This window comes from Sphingobium phenoxybenzoativorans (genome assembly GCF_001757355.1).
GTDB classification, from domain to species: domain Bacteria; phylum Pseudomonadota; class Alphaproteobacteria; order Sphingomonadales; family Sphingomonadaceae; genus Sphingobium; species Sphingobium phenoxybenzoativorans.
In genome coordinates, this window is sequence record NZ_MINO01000001.1 from 24304 (window position 1) to 42509 (window position 18206).

Annotated in this window: 16 protein-coding genes; 9 read left to right on the plus strand and 7 right to left on the minus strand. The window is 64.2% G+C overall.

Features of this window, described 5'->3' with window-relative positions; genetic code table 11:
- Positions 1-38 precede the first annotated feature (38 nt).
- Positions 39-557 carry a tetratricopeptide repeat protein gene (locus BHQ40_RS00125; RefSeq protein WP_070151376.1) on the plus strand — a complete coding sequence of 173 codons (519 nt, stop codon included), beginning with the start codon at positions 39-41 and terminating at the stop codon, positions 555-557.
- Between the two features lie 114 nt (positions 558-671).
- Here the strand turns inward: BHQ40_RS00125 and rsmA are convergent, their stop codons facing one another.
- The 4 genes from rsmA to BHQ40_RS00145 form a co-directional block, all read right to left on the minus strand.
- A complete protein-coding gene (gene rsmA / locus BHQ40_RS00130) occupies positions 672-1514 on the minus strand; it encodes a 16S rRNA (adenine(1518)-N(6)/adenine(1519)-N(6))-dimethyltransferase RsmA (protein WP_425516665.1) in 843 nt (280 codons plus the stop codon).
- A gap of 4 nt (positions 1515-1518) precedes the next feature.
- On the minus strand, positions 1519-2538 hold the full coding sequence (gene pdxA / locus BHQ40_RS00135) for a 4-hydroxythreonine-4-phosphate dehydrogenase PdxA (RefSeq protein ID WP_070150920.1): 1020 nt from the start codon (positions 2536-2538) through the stop codon (positions 1519-1521).
- Positions 2538-3872, minus strand: coding sequence for a peptidylprolyl isomerase (locus BHQ40_RS00140; protein WP_070151378.1), 1335 nt, complete (start codon positions 3870-3872; stop codon positions 2538-2540). The genes pdxA and BHQ40_RS00140 overlap by 1 nt, the downstream gene beginning before the upstream one ends.
- 135 nt (positions 3873-4007) lie before the next feature.
- Positions 4008-6200, minus strand: coding sequence for an LPS-assembly protein LptD (locus BHQ40_RS00145; protein ID WP_253183214.1), 2193 nt, complete (start codon positions 6198-6200; stop codon positions 4008-4010).
- A 232-nt stretch (positions 6201-6432) separates the two neighbouring features.
- Here BHQ40_RS00145 and BHQ40_RS00150 point away from each other — a divergent pair, with 232 nt between their 5' ends.
- The 3 genes from BHQ40_RS00150 to ndk all read left to right on the plus strand — a co-directional run bounded on the left by BHQ40_RS00150 (position 6433) and on the right by ndk (position 8954).
- The gene (locus BHQ40_RS00150) at positions 6433-7887 is read left to right on the plus strand and encodes a leucyl aminopeptidase (protein WP_070150924.1); all 1455 of its coding nucleotides are present in this window, start codon (positions 6433-6435) and stop codon (positions 7885-7887) included.
- A 118-nt stretch (positions 7888-8005) separates the two neighbouring features.
- On the plus strand, positions 8006-8443 hold the full coding sequence (locus BHQ40_RS00155; RefSeq protein WP_070150926.1) for a DNA polymerase III subunit chi: 438 nt from the start codon (positions 8006-8008) through the stop codon (positions 8441-8443).
- A gap of 88 nt (positions 8444-8531) precedes the next feature.
- Positions 8532-8954: a nucleoside-diphosphate kinase gene (ndk, locus tag BHQ40_RS00160; RefSeq protein ID WP_070150928.1), complete on the plus strand. Its 423-nt coding sequence runs from the start codon at positions 8532-8534 to the stop codon at positions 8952-8954.
- A 140-nt stretch (positions 8955-9094) separates the two neighbouring features.
- Here the strand turns inward: ndk and BHQ40_RS00165 are convergent, their stop codons facing one another.
- The 3 genes from BHQ40_RS00165 to purM all read right to left on the minus strand — a co-directional run bounded on the left by BHQ40_RS00165 (position 9095) and on the right by purM (position 11915).
- Positions 9095-9772, minus strand: coding sequence for a hypothetical protein (locus BHQ40_RS00165; RefSeq protein ID WP_253183207.1), 678 nt, complete (start codon positions 9770-9772; stop codon positions 9095-9097).
- Positions 9762-10700 carry a phosphoribosylglycinamide formyltransferase gene (gene purN / locus BHQ40_RS00170; RefSeq protein WP_070150930.1) on the minus strand — a complete coding sequence of 313 codons (939 nt, stop codon included), beginning with the start codon at positions 10698-10700 and terminating at the stop codon, positions 9762-9764. The genes BHQ40_RS00165 and purN overlap by 11 nt, the downstream gene beginning before the upstream one ends.
- A gap of 108 nt (positions 10701-10808) precedes the next feature.
- Positions 10809-11915: a phosphoribosylformylglycinamidine cyclo-ligase gene (gene purM / locus BHQ40_RS00175; protein ID WP_070150932.1), complete on the minus strand. Its 1107-nt coding sequence runs from the start codon at positions 11913-11915 to the stop codon at positions 10809-10811.
- A gap of 66 nt (positions 11916-11981) precedes the next feature.
- Between purM and BHQ40_RS00180 the strand changes: the two genes are divergently transcribed.
- From BHQ40_RS00180 to BHQ40_RS00200, 5 genes are read left to right on the plus strand one after another with little or no spacing between them, the layout of a single operon-like run.
- Positions 11982-13217: a hypothetical protein gene (locus tag BHQ40_RS00180; protein ID WP_070151383.1), complete on the plus strand. Its 1236-nt coding sequence runs from the start codon at positions 11982-11984 to the stop codon at positions 13215-13217.
- Positions 13214-13843 (plus strand): P-loop NTPase family protein, encoded by a 630-nt coding sequence (locus BHQ40_RS00185; protein WP_070150934.1) that lies wholly within the window; start codon positions 13214-13216, stop codon positions 13841-13843. The genes BHQ40_RS00180 and BHQ40_RS00185 overlap by 4 nt, the downstream gene beginning before the upstream one ends.
- A 9-nt stretch (positions 13844-13852) precedes the next feature.
- Entirely contained in the window at positions 13853-15991 is a 2139-nt protein-coding gene (locus BHQ40_RS00190; RefSeq protein WP_070150936.1) for an RNA degradosome polyphosphate kinase, read from the plus strand.
- 10 nt (positions 15992-16001) lie between these two features.
- Positions 16002-17516: a Ppx/GppA family phosphatase gene (locus tag BHQ40_RS00195; RefSeq protein WP_070151385.1), complete on the plus strand. Its 1515-nt coding sequence runs from the start codon at positions 16002-16004 to the stop codon at positions 17514-17516.
- A 13-nt stretch (positions 17517-17529) separates the two neighbouring features.
- The gene (locus BHQ40_RS00200; RefSeq protein ID WP_070150938.1) at positions 17530-18204 is read left to right on the plus strand and encodes an HAD family hydrolase; all 675 of its coding nucleotides are present in this window, start codon (positions 17530-17532) and stop codon (positions 18202-18204) included.
- Positions 18205-18206 lie beyond the last annotated feature (2 nt).

Below are 18206 nucleotides of genomic sequence, written 5' to 3' on the forward strand. Positions count from 1 at the left end.
ATGAAGAGAATCCGCGAGAATCGCTTCTGGAGTTGCTCATGCGTTTTACCCCTGCTTCCCTTGCCCTCGCCGCAGTGCTCGCGACCGTGTCGAGCGTCGGCCTGAGCCAGAGGCCGGATACGCAGATCGACCCTCTCTCGATTGAATGGCAGCGGGCTGGCGAAGCGGCGCAGAAGGCTGGCGATCTCCACGCCGCCAACGACGCCTATGAAAGCGCGCTGGCGGCCGATCCACGCAACCGCGCCGTCTATGTCGCGCTTGGGCAGGTTGCCCGCGCGCAGGGCCTGCAGGGCAAGGCTATCCGCCTTTATGGCGAGGCATTGCTGCTCGACCCCAATGATGTGCAGGCGCTCTCCGGGCAGGGCCAGGCGATGGTAGAGAAAGGCGCGATCGCCAAGGCCAAGGAGAATCTCGCCGCCGTACAGCGCATCTGCAAGGATAGTTGCGCTCCGCTGAGCCAGCTTTCCGCTGCGATCGACCGGGGCGTGCCACCGACCGTGCTGACCGCGAAGGATGTGACCCCGACGCCGACGGTGCAGCCGACCGAACGGCCGTAAATTATCCGCCATCTATTCCGGTTGGATCGAACCCATAGCCGTTCGCTTCAACCGTAGCCGGGAAGCCTCGCGCTGGTTTCTCGACTGCGCCCGAAGCGAACGGGGGTAGGGCATTCAGCTTTTGGGGCGATCCGTTGCAGGCGTCCCCATAATCCGCGCCACCGCGACAAACTCGGCCACGCTCACCGTCTCCGCCCGCCGCTGCGGGTCAATTCCTGCCACCTCCAGCGCCTCCAGCGCGCCGGGAAGTCCTTTCAGGCTTTGCCGCAACATCTTGCGCCGCTGGCCGAACGCCGCGGCGGTTAGTTTCTCCAGCGTTCTGAATGCCACATCTTCCGGCGCTTCCACCGGTTCTATATGCACCACGGCGGACATGACCTTGGGCGGGGGTGTGAAGGCGCTGCGGTGCACCTTCATGGCGATCCGCGCCTTGGCCCGCCATTGGGCCAGCACCGCCAGCCTGCCATAATGCCCATCGCCGGATGGCGCGACGATGCGCTCGGCGACCTCCTGCTGGAACATCAGCGTCAGCGACGCCCACCAGGGCATCCAGTCGGCCGAAAGCCAGCCGACGGTCAGCGCTGTTCCCACATTATAGGGTAGATTCGCCACGATATGCGCGCCATCACCCGCCAGCGCGTGCGCGTCCACCGCCATGGCGTCGTCGGATACCACCTCCAGCATACCGGGAAACGCCGCGGACAGTTCCGCCAGCGCGGGCAGGCACCGCTCGTCCCGTTCCACGGCCACCACCCTTGCCCCGGCGCGGAGCAGGGCGCGCGTCAGGCCGCCGGGGCCGGGACCGACCTCGAACACTGTCTTGCCGCTCAGATCGCCGGGGATGGCGGCGATCCGGTCCAGCAATTGCTCGTCCAGCAGGAAATTCTGCCCCAGCGCCTTGCTGGCGCGCAGGCCATGCGCGGCGATCACTTCTCTTAAGGGCGGGAGCTTGGCCACGGCTTCAGCCGTTATAGGCGAGTCGGTGGCGCGCGGCCTCGGCGGCCATGCGGATCGCCGCGATCATCGCGCCGGGATTGGCGGCATTCTGCCCGGCGATGCCGAAGGCGGTGCCATGGTCCGGGGAGGTGCGGACGATTGGCAGGCCCAGGGTGATATTCACGCCATCGTCGAAATAGAGCGTCTTGATGGGGATCAGCGCCTGGTCATGATACATGCACAGCGCCGCATCATAACCCTCCCGCGCGCGCGCATGGAACAGTCCATCGGCGGCGAATGGCCCGCTTATGTCCAATCCCTCCGCCTTCAGCGCTTCGATGGCGGGGATGATGATGTCGATCTCCTCGCGCCCGATCGTTCCATTTTCGCCGGAATGGGGGTTGAGGCCCGCAACCGTAAGGCGTGGCGCGGCGATGCCGAAATTGCGCTGCAGCCCCTTCGCGGTCGTAATGGCGCGGCTGCGGATCAGGTCGGTGGTCAGCGCCTTCGGCACATCGGCCAGCGCCACATGTATGGTGATCGGCACCACCCGCAGCGATGGCCCTGCCAGCATCATCACGGCGTTTTCCCGCGCGATCCCGCATCGTTCGGCCACAAATTCCGTCTGACCCGGATGGGTGAAGCCGACTTCGTAAAGCTGCGCCTTGCCGACAGGAGCCGTGACCAGCCCGGCGGCTGCGCCGGACCGCGCGAGGCCCACGGCCGCCTCCAGCGCATGCAGCGCCGTACGCGCACCCTCGATAGACGGTTTTCCGGGGATGATGTCGCCCGCCTCCGCAACCTGCAGGCAGGGCAGGGCGTCCTTGAAGGCTGCAGCGGCTTCTTCCGGCGCGGATATAATCGTCAGCGGCCCGGTCCAGACCGCACGGATCGACGCCGCGTCACCGACCGCAAAGAAGGGCGGCAGGCTGCGGGCATCCCGCATCATCCAGGATTTGGCGATGATTTCCGGCCCGACGCCGGCTGGATCGCCCAGGGAAACCGCGAAGGGAGGAAGGGGGTTCGCGGGTTGCGAAGCGGCCATCAATTATAGTCGATAACCGCGTCACGGCGCAGGTCGCGCAGATAGATTCGCGCGCGCTTGTTCACCCGGTCGTCTTCCATCTGCGCCTGAATCTGTTCGAAGGACGGCGTGCCCGCGCTTTGCGGATCATCGCGGCCGCACAGCACCAGCACGCGCACGCCTTCGGCCACGGACCCGAACGGTGGCGTCGCTTCGCCGATCTGCAGCTTCAGGAGCATTTCCTGCAACTGGGGCGGCAAATCGCGCACCTTCACATTGTCATTGTCGACGACATCCGCGCCAAGCGATCTGCCGACGTCGTTCGCCGCGCCGCAGCCCTTGATCTGCTGGGTCGCATTGGCAAAGGCGCTGGCTTTGGTCGTCGCCTGCTCCCGGTTCGTGCCGGGCGCGAAATTGATCGAAAGCTGTTTCAGGCTCATCAGCGCGTCGCGCGGATCGGCGGTCAGGACCTGCCGCTTGTCCATCAGATAGATGATCGAAAAGCCTCCGGGAACGGGGACGGGACCTGCGATCTGGCCAACCTGCATGCCGCCTGCCGCCTGCGCCAGTTCGTCAGGCAACTGCGCCGGGCGCACCCAGCCAAGATCGCCGCCAACGGCCGCCGTGGATGCTTCCGAAAACTGGCGGGCATAAGCTTGGAACGATCCGCCCTTCTGGATCTGCTCGATGATATTATGCGCATTGGCGGAGATTTGCTGAGCGTTCTCCGGGCTCGCCGAGAGGTAGATTTCGCCGATGCGGAACTCGTCTGTGCCCTTGGCGGCGTTCAGCCGGTCGACCACCGACTTCACTTCCTCCTCGCCGACATTGACGAAGGGCTGCACATTGCGGCGGAGCAGGCGGCTCCAGGCAAGCTCACCCTCGATCTGGCGCTTGATGCTGGCCGGGGAGCTGCCCTGCTGGCGCAGATAGACAGAGAATTGCTCCGGCGACTGGCGGAAATTGGCGGCGACGCGATTATAGCTGTCGTCAATCTCCGCCTTGTCGATCTTGATGTCGTTGGCGGCGGCTTCCTGGATTTGCAAGGTCTCGTCGATCAGGTTGCGCAGCACCTGCAGGCGCAGGCGCTCTCTTTCCTCATCGGCGACCTTGCCGCCATTGGCCGCCACGATCAGAGCCAGGCGCTGGTCGATGTCCGTGCCGGTGATGATCGTGCCATTGATGACGGCCGTGGCCTTGCGGACATTGGGGTCCGACTTGCCGAAGAAGGTCATGTCCTTCGGCAGGTCCAGCGCGGCGGACGGCATGTCGCCATCATCCCCGACCGTCTGGGCGATCGTGGAGGAGGCAAGGCATGCCATCATCACGGCAACGGCCGGCGCACGAAACTTCATGAGCCGGGTGGAACGAACAACGGATTTCATCGGCAACAAATGCTCTCCAACAGATCCTGCGCCCCTCTTGCCGCCAATCGCCTTAACCAGCGCTGAGCGGGCGTTAAGGCGTGGGCGCGGAACAGGGTTACTCTCTTATATGCCAAGATTGCGAAAAGCGAGTCGCAGCAGGAAGCTGTTTCCGCGCCTTGCATCGCCCGTCGCCTGATAGTCGCGGCGCCAGGTGACGCCCAGTTCCAGACAGTCGTCCTGATAGGCGACGCCCAGCCGGTGACGGACCGGTTCATATCCGTCCGCGCTGGTCAGCGGGTCCTCCTTCTGCCCGGTCAGGTTGATGACCGTGGAGCCGAATACCGATATGAAGCGCGTGACCTGCAGACGGCCGCCAAGGCGGATTTCCTCGCGATCCCGCAAATCCTCTATGTCGGACGAGGCATTGCGGTTGAGCCGCAAATAGCCGGCCATCACATAGGTTTTCTTGGTGCCGACAGTGGCGTCAATCTCGTTGCGGCGGACGGCCAGATTGTCCTTGTCCACCCGGTAACGGTGGGTCAGCGCGATGAAATCCTTGTAGCGGACCGTGGTCCGGCCAACGATGTCCGACGTGCGCGATGCGAGGCCCGTGCCTTCCGGCAGGATGGTCGACCGGCTGTTCAGGCGATAGCTCTGCCCCACCACGGCATCGAGGGACAGGTCCTTGCGATCCACCTGATATTCGAAGCCATAGGTGATGCGCGTCGAATCCTCGAACCGGTCGTAACCGGAGAAGCGGTTGAGCGCGAAAAGATTGCTGTCATCCAGATCGACGGAGCGCGAATCCTCGTTCGGCACCTTCATATTGGCCAGATGGGGCGAAGCGACGATCTGAACGCGCGGCGTGATCCGCTGGGTGCCGCCAAACGCCTCGCCGATGAAGGGCCAGCGCACATCCACTGCGGCGGCGGCGATCCCGCGCGCATGCCAGCCTTCATCGCCGCGATAGATGACCGTGCGGGTCAGGTCGGTCTCGTCGGTGTGATAGACGTCGCCCCGCAGATAGGTGGTGAAGGTGATCTCCTGACCCATGCCCGTCAGCTTGCGCAGGTCCCACTGGAATCCGGCGAAGGCGCGCTGTGTATCCTGTCCTTCGGTCCGGGTGATCGCCAGGCTGTTCGCCTGCAACTGGATGCGGCCGCCCAGCACCGGATCGGCCAGCCGCAGGCGATAGTCGATGACGGGCAGGGCGACCGGCACCTGCCCCTGAATATCGTTGGTGCGCAGCGTCTGCGCGGCCCATCCGGCGATGGAGAAATAGCTGTCCTCGCCAATACGCTCGGCCTGGATGGTGGAGCGCAGCCGATCCTCGCGGCTGATGTCGTAGCGCCGCATGAACGTGCGGTCGGACGCCACGCGGATGGAGGAGCTGATGCTCCATTCCGGGTCGAGCTGAAATTTGCCGCTGGCGTCGAAATATCCGCGGAAGTCCCGCTGCGAATCGGGCGCTACCGCCGCGTTCGCCGGAATGCGCGATCCATAGGTCGCATAGCCGGTGATCTGATACGCGCCCTTGCCGTGCAGCGCGCGATAATTGCCCTGCAGCATCGGCAGCGCGTCGGAATAGACGTGCGGGGTGATCGTCAGGTCGCTGTTCGGCGCCAGCTTCACATAATAGGGCAGCGACATCTCCGCCCCGTTCACGCGGTCATAGCGCAGGGATGGTACCAGCAGACCGGTTCCGCCCTGGTCGCCGACCGGATGGGACAGGCCGGGCAAAGGAATCAGGGGCAGCCCGAAGATCTCGATCCGCGCGCCGCGATATGTCACGCGCTGCCGATCCGGGTTGTAGATGACCTTCACCGCCTTGATCTGCCAGGTCGGTTCCTTCGGGCAGCCCTCGCTATCCTCGACCTTGCAGGCGGAATAGACGGCATGGTCCAGATAATAGACGCCGTTCGTGCGGTTGCCCTTCTCCGCCGCCAGCCGTCCGCCCTGCTGCAGGACGATCAGCATATTCTGGACGATGCCGTCCTTCAGCGTATCAGTAACCTCAAGCTGGTCGCCATAGGCGATGTTGCCTTCAGCATCGATGACGGAGACGTTGCCGGACGCCTCGACCTGGCCGGTCTGGCGATGCCATACCACCTTGTCGGCGCGCAGCCGGTTTCCTTCGCGCAGCATCTGGACGTTGCCCGTCGCCGTCACGACGTCGGTGTTGTTGTCATATTCCAGTTGATCGGCGGCGAAGCCTATTTCCTCGTCATTGGCCGGAACCGGAGCGTCCGGCGTGCTCAGCGCCGCGTCGGGGCTGTTGAGGGTTTGCGCGATCAGCGGCGTGCTGGCGCACATCATCAGGATCGCCGTGCCGGTCGCCGCCAGGCCGTGAGGAAAGGAATAGTGGTGGCGGATCATGCGATAGTGACGGCATCCAGGAGCGCTTTTCCCGCCTATTGCACCGCTTGGCTCTGGCCGCAATCGCCTTGCGGCCCAAAGAGGGTGCGAAATTGGTTGAAGCGCTTTGCCAGAAGGGGAAAGGCGCACTATCTCACGCTTCCAGATTCAAAGAGCAGAACAGAGGTCTTTCATGCAAATCACGATCAGCCCGTCACGCCCATCCACCGCCGACACTCTGGTCATCGCCCTGCCCAAGGACCTTCCGGGCTCCCTGGCCATTGCGGCGGGTCAGACCGTGCTCGCCGGCGCGAAGGCGGCGCGGTTCGCGGGCGACGCGGGATCGACCTTTGAGACATTCGCGGAGGAAGGCGGCGCGTTGCTGCGCATCGTCCTGCTCGGCACCGGTTCGGGCAGCGACGCTGATCTTGAAAAGGCGGGCGGCGCGCTCTCGGCGAAATTGCTGACGTCCGGCGCAAAGCACGCCGCCGTGGAGTTTCCGGTCAGCGTTTCGGCGGAGGGCGCCGCGCGGCTGGCGCTTGGCGCGAAGCTGCGCAGTTGGCGGATGGACACCTATCGCACGCGCCTCCCCGAAAAGTCGAAGCCGACGCTGGAGACTGTGACATTGGTCACCGTTGATGCCGGAGCTTCCGATGCCTGGGCGCGCCGGTCCGCGCTGGCCGATGGCGTTGCGCTCACTCGTGAACTCGTCGCCGAACCAGCCAACATCATCTACCCCGAAAGCTTCGTCGAACGCTGCCGTCATCTGGCCGATCTCGGCATCGAAATCACGGTGCTGGACGAACAGCAGATGGCGGACCTTGGCATGGGCGCGCTGCTTGGCGTCGCGCAGGGATCGGTGCGCAAACCCCGCATTCTCGCGATGCGCTGGGACGGCACGGGCGGCGCGGTCAAGACGCCGGTCGTTTTCGTTGGCAAGGGCGTCACCTTCGACACGGGCGGCATTTCCATCAAGCCTGCGGCCGGTATGGAGGACATGAAGTGGGACATGGGCGGCGCGGGCGCGGTCGCGGGCACGCTGAAGGCGCTGGCCGGGCGCAAGGCGAAAGCCCATGTCGTCGGCATTTGTGGCCTTGTCGAGAATATGCCGGACGGCAACGCCCAGCGGCCCGGTGACGTGGTGACGTCCATGTCCGGCCAGACGATCGAGGTGATCAACACCGACGCCGAGGGCCGCCTGGTCCTTTGCGACGCCATCACCTGGGCGCAAAAGACCTATGCGCCGGAGGTGCTGATCGATCTCGCCACCCTGACCGGCGCGATGATCATCTCTCTGGGCGACCAGAATGGCGGCCTTTTCTCCAATGATGACGGTCTGGCCGATGATCTGCTTTCCGCGGGCAAGACGTCCGGCGATCCGTTGTGGCGTTTCCCGATGAGCGACGCCTACAACAAGCTGATCGACAGCCCCATCGCCGACATCAAGAATGTCGGGCCGCGCGGCGCCGGATCAATCACCGCCGCCCAATTCATCAAGCGGTTCGTCGATGAGGGCGTCAAATGGGCGCATCTCGACATTGCGGGCATGGTGTGGGCGGACAAGCCCGGATCGACCTGGGACAAGGGCGCAACCGGCTTCGGCGTGCGCCTGCTGGACCAGCTCGTCTCCGACAAGTTTGAGGGGTAATCAAACCTCCGTTCGGATTGAACCGCTTCCCGTTCGCCCTGAGCTTGTCGAAGGGCTGCACTTTTCTTCAAGAAGGGCAGGGCTTCGACAGGCTCAGCCCGACGATGGAAAGATATCGATGCAGGCCGATTTCTACCAGCTCAGCCGTGATCCCGTGGACAAGGTGTTGCCCGCCATAGCGCAGCGCATCATTGCCGGCGGGGGACGGCTGCTCGTGGTTGCGGCAGAGCCGGAGCGCCTGGATGAGATCGGCCAGTCGCTTTGGTCGCATCAGCCCGCCAGCTTCCTTGCGCACGGCCATGCGCAAGGCGAAAATCCCTCGATCCAGCCGATCCTGCTGTCCGGCAAGGTGGAGCCGTCCAATGGCGCGCGGTATATCGCCCTGGCCGACGGCCTGTGGCGGGACGAGGCGCTGACTTTCGATCGCGCATTCTATTTCTTTGACGCGATGACGATTGAGGCCGCGCGCGCGAACTGGCGCATTGTCTCGAAGCTGGAGGGGGTTGAAGCCCGTTTCCACCGTCAGGAGGGCGGGCGGTGGATCAGGGCGGCCTGATGGTGATGCTTAACAGTCTTGCGGCCTGTCCTTCCCGCAGCTAAAGGGCGGCCCGACTTGTTTCCCGAAACCGGAGCTTCCCAATAAAATGGCCGCCAATCGCACCTTTTCCATCATCAAGCCCGACGCGACGCGCCGCAACCTGACCGGCGCGATCACCGCGATGCTGGAGGAAGCGGGCCTGCGCGTCGTCGCCTCCAAGCGCATCCGCATGAGCCGCGAGCAGGCCGAAGGCTTCTACGCCGTGCACAAGGAGCGTCCCTTCTTCGCCGACCTCGTCGCCTTCATGATCTCCGGTCCGGTCGTCGTGCAGGTTCTGGAAGGCGAGAATGCCGTGAAGCGCAACCGCGACATCATGGGCGCGACCAACCCGGAGAATGCCGATGAGGGCACGATCCGCAAGGTGCACGCCGAATCGATCGAGGCGAACTCGGTCCACGGTTCGGACAGCGATGAGAATGCCGCGACGGAAATCGCCTATTTCTTCAAGCCGGAAGAAATTGTCGGCTGATCCCTGATCGCAGTGTGACACGAAAAAGCCGCCGGAGCGCTCCGGCGGCTTTTTTCATGCCCTTTTCCTCGGTCCTGCCGACGCAGGCTGGCGTCTCATGCCGCAAGGAACAGTCAGCGTGTTGCGGCTCAAGCCTCGGATCATTTGTCTGGTTGCGGGAATATCGCCTTCCACCGTGCATCCAGCCTGGCCTGCAAGCCGCTCTCCTTGGTTCGTGACACGAGCGATAGTCCGCGCAGCGTCACATTATGCCCACCGAGCAGGCGGCCCCGGACGGTATAGCCGACATCATAGATCGCGACATCGTCGTGGATTACGCCGTCGACCATGAACCGGGTGGAGATGGCCACGGGAACGCGCTCATCACCCCGGCTATCGTCGGGCATGCCCGCATTTTCCCGCGCCTTTTTCAACGGCACCTCGAACCACCTGACCTCGACGCGGGACTGGCCCGTCGTTTCCGCCGGATCGGCGCCGAAAGAGGAAGGGAACCGCACGGTCTGGCTCTGGACCAGTTGGTCCTCGGACGTGGGCGTCAGGATCAGCGTCCGCCCGTCGACGGATGTCTTGGTGCTGAAAACAAGGATCTGCGCCTTGGCGGACGATTGTTTCGCGTCGGCCGCCTTTTCCGCCCGGCTGTCGGCGCGTTCCGACCAATTGTTCCACAGCGTCAGGCCGGAAATCACGACAGCCGCCACCGCCAGAACTTCGCCCAGCGTTATCCAGCGGCGGCGTATGGCTGCCGCTTCGGCCTTTTCCGCCCGCTCCTGCGCCTGTTTGGTGGGTGGTGGGTCGGGAGGTGTTGAATCAGAAGACATCGGCCAGCTTCCGGGGAGCAATGAGGCGCCAGCTTGTTTCCAGCCGGTCGCGCACATGATCCCAGTCGGTCGCTCCACCGTCAAGCCGGATGCCGATCCAGCCGGAAGGGCCGAAATAGGCCGGGCGGTAATAGAGGTCGGGGTCCTCCTCTATCAACATCGCCTGTTCCTCCTCGCCGGTGGTCTTGACGATCAGCGCCGTGATGCCGTCGCCATGATGATCCTTCGTGAAATAGGCGAACTTCTTGCCCTTCTCGATCCCGAAGCAGGGCATGCCGTGCGACAGCGTCTCCTCGGCGCGGGGCAGGGCCATCGCCCGCTCGCGCACCTGCGCCAATATCGCTTCGGGCTGGGAATCCCGCTGGACATATTCCGCCAGCACGCGGGAATAGAGCTGATGCTCGGCGATCAGAATGCGCGCGGCCAGCGCATCCTCCGTGTCGCCGGGCAGGATCGCGACGGGCGTCTGCCCCAAGACCGGGCCGTCATCCAGCTCGGCGGTCACGATATGGACCGAACATCCCGCATGGCTGTCGCCAGCCTCCAGCGCCCGCTTGTGCGTGTCCAGCCCCTTATATTTGGGCAGGAGGGAGGGGTGGATGTTGAGCATCCTGCCTTCCCATCCCCCAACGAAGCTGCTGGGGAGAATCCGCATGAAACCCGCGAGGGCGATATAGTCCGCGCCAGACTTCCTGATTTGAAGGTCGAGCGCTTCAAAAAATTGCGATTTGTCCTTTCCGGTAGGCTTGGGAAAGCCAAGAGCGGGAATCCCTTCCCCTTCTGCAAGTCTGAGGCCCGCTGCGTCAGGACTGTCTGCCGCCACCAGCACGATCTCAAACGGGCAATCGGCCGCCTTCGCGGCATAGAGCAAAGCCGCCATGTTCGATCCTCGGCCGGATATGAGAACTGCGATGCGTGCTTTCTGCATGCTCTAAACTCCGTTCGGGCTGAGCTTGTCGAAGCCCTGTCCTGTCTTGAAGTGAAGTACAGCCCTTCGACAAGCTCAGGGCGAACGGTAGTTAATTTCGTCCGCAATTCATCCCAGATGCGTTGCTGACCAGTCCGCCATCGCGCTCCACGTCTCGACCGATCCCTTGACCGTGCAGCCTTTTTCGCCGGCCTCGATATGGCCGATGGCGTGCACGGTTTCACCCGCCGCTATCAGCGCAGCGCGCACATCCTCCGCCTCTGCGGCGTCCACTGCCAGCACCATGCCGACGCCGCAGTTGAAGGTGCGCGCCATTTCCTCCGGCTCGATATGCCCCTGGGCCTGCAGGAACGCCATCAGGCGCGGCTGATCCCAACTATCCGCGTCGACCACGGCGTGCAGCCCGTCCGGCAGCACGCGCGGAATATTCTCCAGCAGCCCGCCGCCAGTAATGTGGGCCAATGCGTTGATCTTGCCTGCCCGCACCAGCGGCAGCAGCGAGCGCACATAGATGCGCGTCGGCGCCATCAGCGCGTCGATCAGCAGCACCTCATTGTCGAACAGGGCGGGGCGGTCGAGCTTCCATCCCTTGTCCGCCGCCAGCCGCCGGACCAGCGAGAAGCCATTGCTGTGCACGCCCGACGATCCCAGCCCCAGCAGCACATCGCCCGCCTTCACCCGCGATCCGGTCAACGCCTGCGCGCGCTCCACCGCGCCGACGCAGAAACCGGCCAGATCATAGTCTCCGGGGCCATACATGCCCGGCATCTCCGCCGTCTCGCCGCCGATCAGCGCGCAGCCCGCCTGACGGCATCCGTCCGCGATCCCCGCGATTACCCGCTCGGCGACACCGCTCTCCAGCTTCCCCGTGGCGTAATAGTCCAGGAAGAATAGCGGCTCCGCGCCCTGCACGATCAAGTCATTGGCGCACATCGCCACCAGGTCGATGCCGACTCCGTCATGCCGGTCATGCTCGATGGCCAGCTTCAGCTTGGTGCCGACCCCATCATTGGCCGCGACCAGCAGGGGGTCGTCATAGCCCGCCGCCTTCAGGTCGAAAAATCCGCCGAATCCGCCAAGTTCGGCGTCCGCGCCGGGACGGCGGGTGGCCTTGGCGAGCGGAGCGATGGCCTTGACCAGCGCGTTTCCGGCGTCGATGGAAACGCCGGCCTTGGCGTAGGTATAGGGTTCGGTCTGGTTGTGCTTGGGGTCCATGAATGGCGCCTAGCCAAATCGGACTTGGATTTCCATAGTAATGCCGTCAAAAGGGCGCCCGTGTTCATGACCCGCCCAGACATCCGTCCTTTCTATCTCGCGATCCTGCTGCTGCTCGGCCTCGCCGCCGCCGCGACTCTGGTCGCCCAGATTGAGGGCGAGCGCGGCGTTCCGCCCATCGCCAGCGGCGGCGATTTTGAGGTGAGCGGGGTCAAGGTCGACGTCGCGGCGCCCAATGCGGACGCCGCCCGCTATGCCGGCTGGCGACAGGCGCAGCGCACGGCCTGGCGCATGCTCTGGACCCGCACCAATGGTGGCGCGTCCATTCCCGTGCTCTCCGATTCGCAGCTTGAGGCGATGGTGTCCGGGATTGAGATTCAATATGAGCAATCCGGCCCAACCCGTTATATCGCAACGCTTGGCGTCATGTTCGATCGCGCCCGTACGGGCCAGCTTCTGGGCGTCAGCGGCTCGGCCATCCGGTCCCCGCCGCTGCTGGTCATCCCTGTCTTGTGGCAGGGCGGGGCGGCCGTCAGCTATGAGAGCATCAATGAGTGGCAGAAGGCCTGGGCGCGTTTCCGCACCGGGGAAAGCGCCATTGACTATGTGCGCGTCAGCGGCGTCGCGGCGGACCCCTTGCTGCTCAACGCCGCGCAGACCGGCCGCCGCGGCCGCCTCTGGTGGCGGGTGCTGCTCGATCAATATGGCGCGGCCGATGTGGTGATCCCGATCGCCCGGCTGGAGCGGCAATATCCCGGCGGCCCGGTCATCGGACGATTCGCCGCGCGCTATGGCCCGGACAATGCGCTGATCGGGTCCTTCGCGCTGCGCGCGCCTTCCGAAAATGCCGTGCCGGAGATGATGGATCAGGCGGCAAGGCGCGTGGATCAGCTTTACACGCAAGCTCTGCTTAGTGGCGTACTGCGTCCTGACCCCTCGTTGGTCATAGAGGAACCAGTCGATCCCGATTCGCTGGAGCTTGAAAATGCGACAGAAGGAATGGTCGAAACGGTCGATATGCCCACGGTTATCCCTGGAGTCGCCACCTTCACGCTGCAATATGACACGCCCAACGTCGCCTCCGTCAGCCAGGGTGAGTCCCTGATCCGGGGAATCCCCGGCGTGCGCTCGGCCTCGACCAGCAGCCTGGCGCTGGGCGGCACTTCCGTAATGCAGGTCAGTTTTGCCGGTACGGTCGACACGCTCAGCGCAGCGCTCCAGCAGCGCGGCTTTGCGGTTCAGTCCGCCGGCAACACGCTTCGCGTTACCCGGCGCGCAGCCACGCCGCCCGCCGGGCAATGAGCCAGATCAGCCTCCCGTTCGACTGGACGGGCCAGGGGGGAGGCGGGGACTTCCTGGTGAGCGACGCCAATGCGATTGCCGTGCGTCATCTGGAGGGGTGGCGCGACTGGCCGGTGCAGACCAGTGTCCTGTCCGGCCCGCCCCGTTCGGGCAAATCCACGCTTGGCCGCCTGTTTGCCCGCATTTCCGGCGGCGAGGTGATCGACAATGCGGAAGGGGCGGGCGACGAGCCGCTTTTCCATGCCTGGAACCGCGCCCAGCTTGATCAGCGCCCGCTGCTCCTCATCGCCGACCATGCGCCGCAGCACTGGACCGTTGCCCTTCCGGACCTGCGCTCGCGCCTGTCCGCCGCCGCGCATGTGCGGATAGAGGAGCCGGATGAGGCGCTCGCCCTGGCGCTTATCGAACGCGGCCTGACCCGCGCCGGTTCGGCATGGGCTGCCGATTTGCCGGAATGGCTGCACAAGCGGATCGAACGCAGCTATGCTGCCATCGCGGCGGTGATCGATTGCCTCAATGCGGCTTCACTGTCATCGTCCCGCAAGATTTCGGTGCAATTTGCACGGGAAACGCTGCAAAACGCCGGATTTCTGCCTATACTCTATTCCGATCCGGCGTCCGAATAAGGAGCTTTCGTGGCCGAAGCCGACCCCTCTGCCAGCATGACCCTGCCCGGCGAACGCTATTTCAATCGGGAACTGTCCTGGTTGGGGTTCAACCAGCGGGTGCTGGAAGAAGCGATGAATCCCGCCCATCCCTTGCTGGAACGGCTACGTTTCCTGTCGATTTCCGGCGCGAACCTCGATGAATTTTTCATGGTCCGCGTCGCCGGGTTGAAGGGGCAGCAGCTTCAGGATGTCGACCTGCGCTCCGCCGATGGCATGACTCCGGGGCAGCAGCTTGCCGCGATCGAGGCGGAGGCCGACCGGTTGATGAGCGCGCAACAGCTCGTCTGGCACGCGCTCCACGCCGCGCTCGGCGCAGCGGGCATCGATGTGGTTGGCTCAGGCAGCATGGGCGCGAAGGCGGACGACTGGCTCGAAAATCACTTTCTCAATCAGGTGTTCCCGATTCTGACGCCGCAGGCGCTTGATCCCGCGCATCCCTTTCCCTTCATCCCCAATCAGGGCCTGTCGATCGTTTTCGATCTGGAGCGCCTGTCGGACAAGCAGCCGGTCCGCGAACTGGTGATGATTCCTGCGACCCTCAATCGCTTCGTGCGGATTCCGGGCAGCCCGGCGCGCTATATGGCTCTGGAGGCAGTGATCCGCCGGTTCAGCGACCGGCTGTTCCCCGGCTACAAGGTCAAGGACAGCGGCGTATTCCGGGTCATCCGCGACAGCGATATCGAAATTGAGGAGGAGGCGGAGGATCTCGTCCGCTATTTCCGCAGCGCCATCAAGCGCCGCCGCCGTGGCCGGGTGATCCGGCTGGAAATAGAACAGGGTATTCCCGAAGCGGTCGAGGAAATGCTTCAGGACATGCTGCAGGGGCATGAATCCGTCATCGCGGAGGTGGACGGCTTCATCGGCATCGGCGACCTGTCCGTGATCGTCGACGAGGACCGGCCGGACCTGAAGTTCGAACCCTACGCCCCCCGTTTCCCGGAGCGTATTCGCGAATATGGCGGCGATTGCTTTGCGGCTATTCGCGCCAAGGATATCGTCGTCCATCACCCCTATGAAAGCTTCGACGTCGTCGTCGCCTTTCTGAAACAAGCGGCCGCCGACCCGGATGTCGTCGCCATCAAGCAGACGCTCTATCGCGCGGGCAAGCAATCCGCCGTCATCCGCGCGCTTATCGACGCGGCGGAGGCGGGCAAGTCAGTCACCGCAGTTGTGGAATTGAAGGCCCGGTTTGACGAGGAGCAGAACCTGCTCTGGGCCAGCGCCCTGGAACGCGCCGGGGTTCAGGTGGTCTACGGCTTCATCGACTGGAAGACGCACGCCAAGATTTCGATGGTCGTCCGGCGTGAAAGCGACCAGTTCCGCACTTACTGCCATTTCGGCACCGGCAATTATCACCCGGTCACTGCGCGCATTTACACGGACCTCAGCTTCTTCACCGCCGACCCGCGCATCGGGCGGGATGCCGCCGCGCTGTTCAACTATATCACCGGCTATGTCGAGCCGCAGCATCTGGAACTGCTCACCATGTCGCCCCGCGACCTGCGTGACCAGTTGAGCGCGCTGATCGATGCGGAGATCGACCATGTGCGCGCCGGGCGTCCGGGCAGCATCTGGGCCAAGATGAACTCGCTCGTCGATCCCGCCATCATCGAAAAGCTCTACGCCGCCAGCAATGCGGGGGTTCAGGTTGATCTGATCATCCGCGGCATCTGCTGCCTGCGTCCCGGCGTTCAGGGCATGTCGGAAAATATCCGGGTGAAGTCCGTCATCGGCCGCTTCCTGGAACATAGCCGCATCGCCTGCTTCGGCAATGGCAAGGAACTGCCGAACAATGGCGCGAAGGTCCTGATCAGCTCCGCCGACTGGATGCCGCGCAATTTTGACCGCCGGGTCGAATATATGCTGCCTATCGAGAATGCGACCGTGCATGATCAGGTGCTGGATCAGGTGATGGTCGCCAACCTCATCGATAATGAACAAAGCTGGGAACTGGATTGCGATGGCCGCTATCGTCGGCTGGAGCCGGGCGACAAGCCCTTCAATCTTCATCGCTATTTCATGACCAACCCGTCCCTGTCGGGGCGCGGCGCGGCCCTGCAGAAAAGCGATGCCGTGCCAAAGCTTTCCCTGCGCCGGCGGCGCTAGGGGGATGGACATGATGACCCTTATCCGGTCGGTGGCAGAGCGCGGGAAGGCCAACCCGGCGCTGGAGACTGCGCGTTCCGCTATCATCGACATTGGATCGAATAGCGTCCGCCTGGTCGTCTATGATGGTCCGCGCCGCATCCCTTTTATCCTGTTTAACGAGAAGGTGATGGCCGGGCTTGGCGCGTCGCTGGGCACCACGGGCATGATCGAACCGCAGGCCATGGAGCGCGGCCTGACCGCTCTTGCGCGCTTCCGCCACCTCTGCGTGGAAATGGGGATAGACCATATCCGTTGCGTGGCGACGGCTGCCGTGCGGGAGGCGTCGAACGGCCCGGAATTCATGGCCCGCGCCGCCGAACTAGGGCTGGAGATTGAGCTTCTGTCCGGCGTGCAGGAGGGGACCGCCTCCGGCTATGGCGTGCTGTCCGCCATCCCCGGCGCGAACGGCATTGTGGGCGACCTTGGCGGCGGCAGTCTGGAACTGGTGCGGATTGCGGATGGAGAGGTGCATGACCGCATTTCCCTGCCGCTTGGCGTGCTGCGCCTGCCCGGATTGCGGGCGAAGGGCAATAATGTCTTCGAACGCTACGTGAAGAAGCTGCTGGCCAAGGCTGGCTGGAAGTCGGACCAGCATAAGGGGCTGCCCTTCTACATGGTCGGCGGATCTTGGCGGTCGCTCGCGCGGCTGGACATGACGCTCACCCACTTTCCGCTGCCGGTGATCCACCATTATGAAATGCCGCCGGAGCGCGCCCAGCATCTCGCCCGCGTCGTCTCGCATATGGGCCGGGACTCGCTGAAGGCCATTCCCGCTCTGACCGGGTCGCGCATCCCGACCCTGCCGGGCGCCGCCGGGCTGCTCTCGGTCATGGTCCGCCAGCTTGCCTCGTCCAGCCTTGTCGTCTCCGCCTATGGCCTGCGTGAAGGGCTGTTGTTCGAGGAATTGCCGCCGGAAATCCGCGCGCTTGATCCGCTGTTGGTCGCCGCGCAGGCGGAGGGGGAGGCGCAGGGGCGCTTTCCGGGGCATGGCGAACTGATCGAGGACTGGATTGCCCCGCTGTTCTTGGAGGACGGCGCGCGCTGGCGGCGCATCCGCAAGACCGCCTGCCTGCTGGCCGATGTCGGCTGGCGCGCGAACCCGGATTTCCGCTCCGAACGTGGCGTCGAGATCGCCTTGCACGGCAACTGGGTCGGCATTGATGTCGAGGGGCGGGCGATGCTCGCCCAGGCTCTGCACAGCAATTTCGGGGGCGGCACGACCGTCCCTGTCGAAGTGGAGGGCCTCGCCAATGCGGAGGCGCTGCGCCGCGCCGCGCTCTGGGGCCTGGCGATCCGCGTTGGACAACGCCTCTCCGGCGGTGTCGAAGGGCCATTGCTTGCTGGGCGGCTGGAGGCGGAAGGAGACATGCTGTCCCTCGTCCTGCCCGAACGCCATGCCGACCTCTACGGAGAGGCTGTGGAACGCCGCCTGCGCCAGCTTGGTCAGGGCATGGGTCTCAGATATCAGATGCTCGTCGATTAAGGGCCGCCAGCACATGGATCGTGGAATATTGTCCGGCGGGCGCGCTTTTTCTGCGTTTCTCTTTGACATGGATGGAACGCTGCTGAGTTCCGTCATTGCAGCCGAACGGGTATGGGCGCGGTGGGCCAGCGGCCATGGTCTGGATATCGACGCTTTCCTGCCGACGATTCATGGCGTGCGCGCCATCGATACCGTTCGCCGCTGGGTTCCGCCGGGCTTCGATGCCGAGGCGGAGGCGTCGAAAGTGACCCTCGCCGAGATTGAGGATGTCGACGGCATTGCGCAAATCGCTGGCGCAGAGGCGTTCCTGTCCTCGCTTCCGGAAAATCGGTGGGGAATCGTCACTTCCGCGCCGCGCACACTGGCGCGCAGGCGGCTGGAAGCTGTCGGCCTGCCAGCGCCCGCCGTGCTGATCACCGCCGATGATGTCACCAACGGAAAGCCCCACCCGGACTGTTATCGCCTTGCGGCGCAGACTTTGGGCTTTGATGCGTCGGACTGCCTGGTCTTTGAGGACGCGCCCGCGGGCATAAGCGCAGGTGAGCAGGCTGGCGCATCCGTCCTGGTGATCCGCGCGACCCATATGCACCCGCTGGAAACGGCGCATCCGGGGATTGATGACTATGACGGGTTGCGTGTCGGCGTCGATGCCGATGGGTCAATGCGGCTGCATATCTCCAACGATTGACG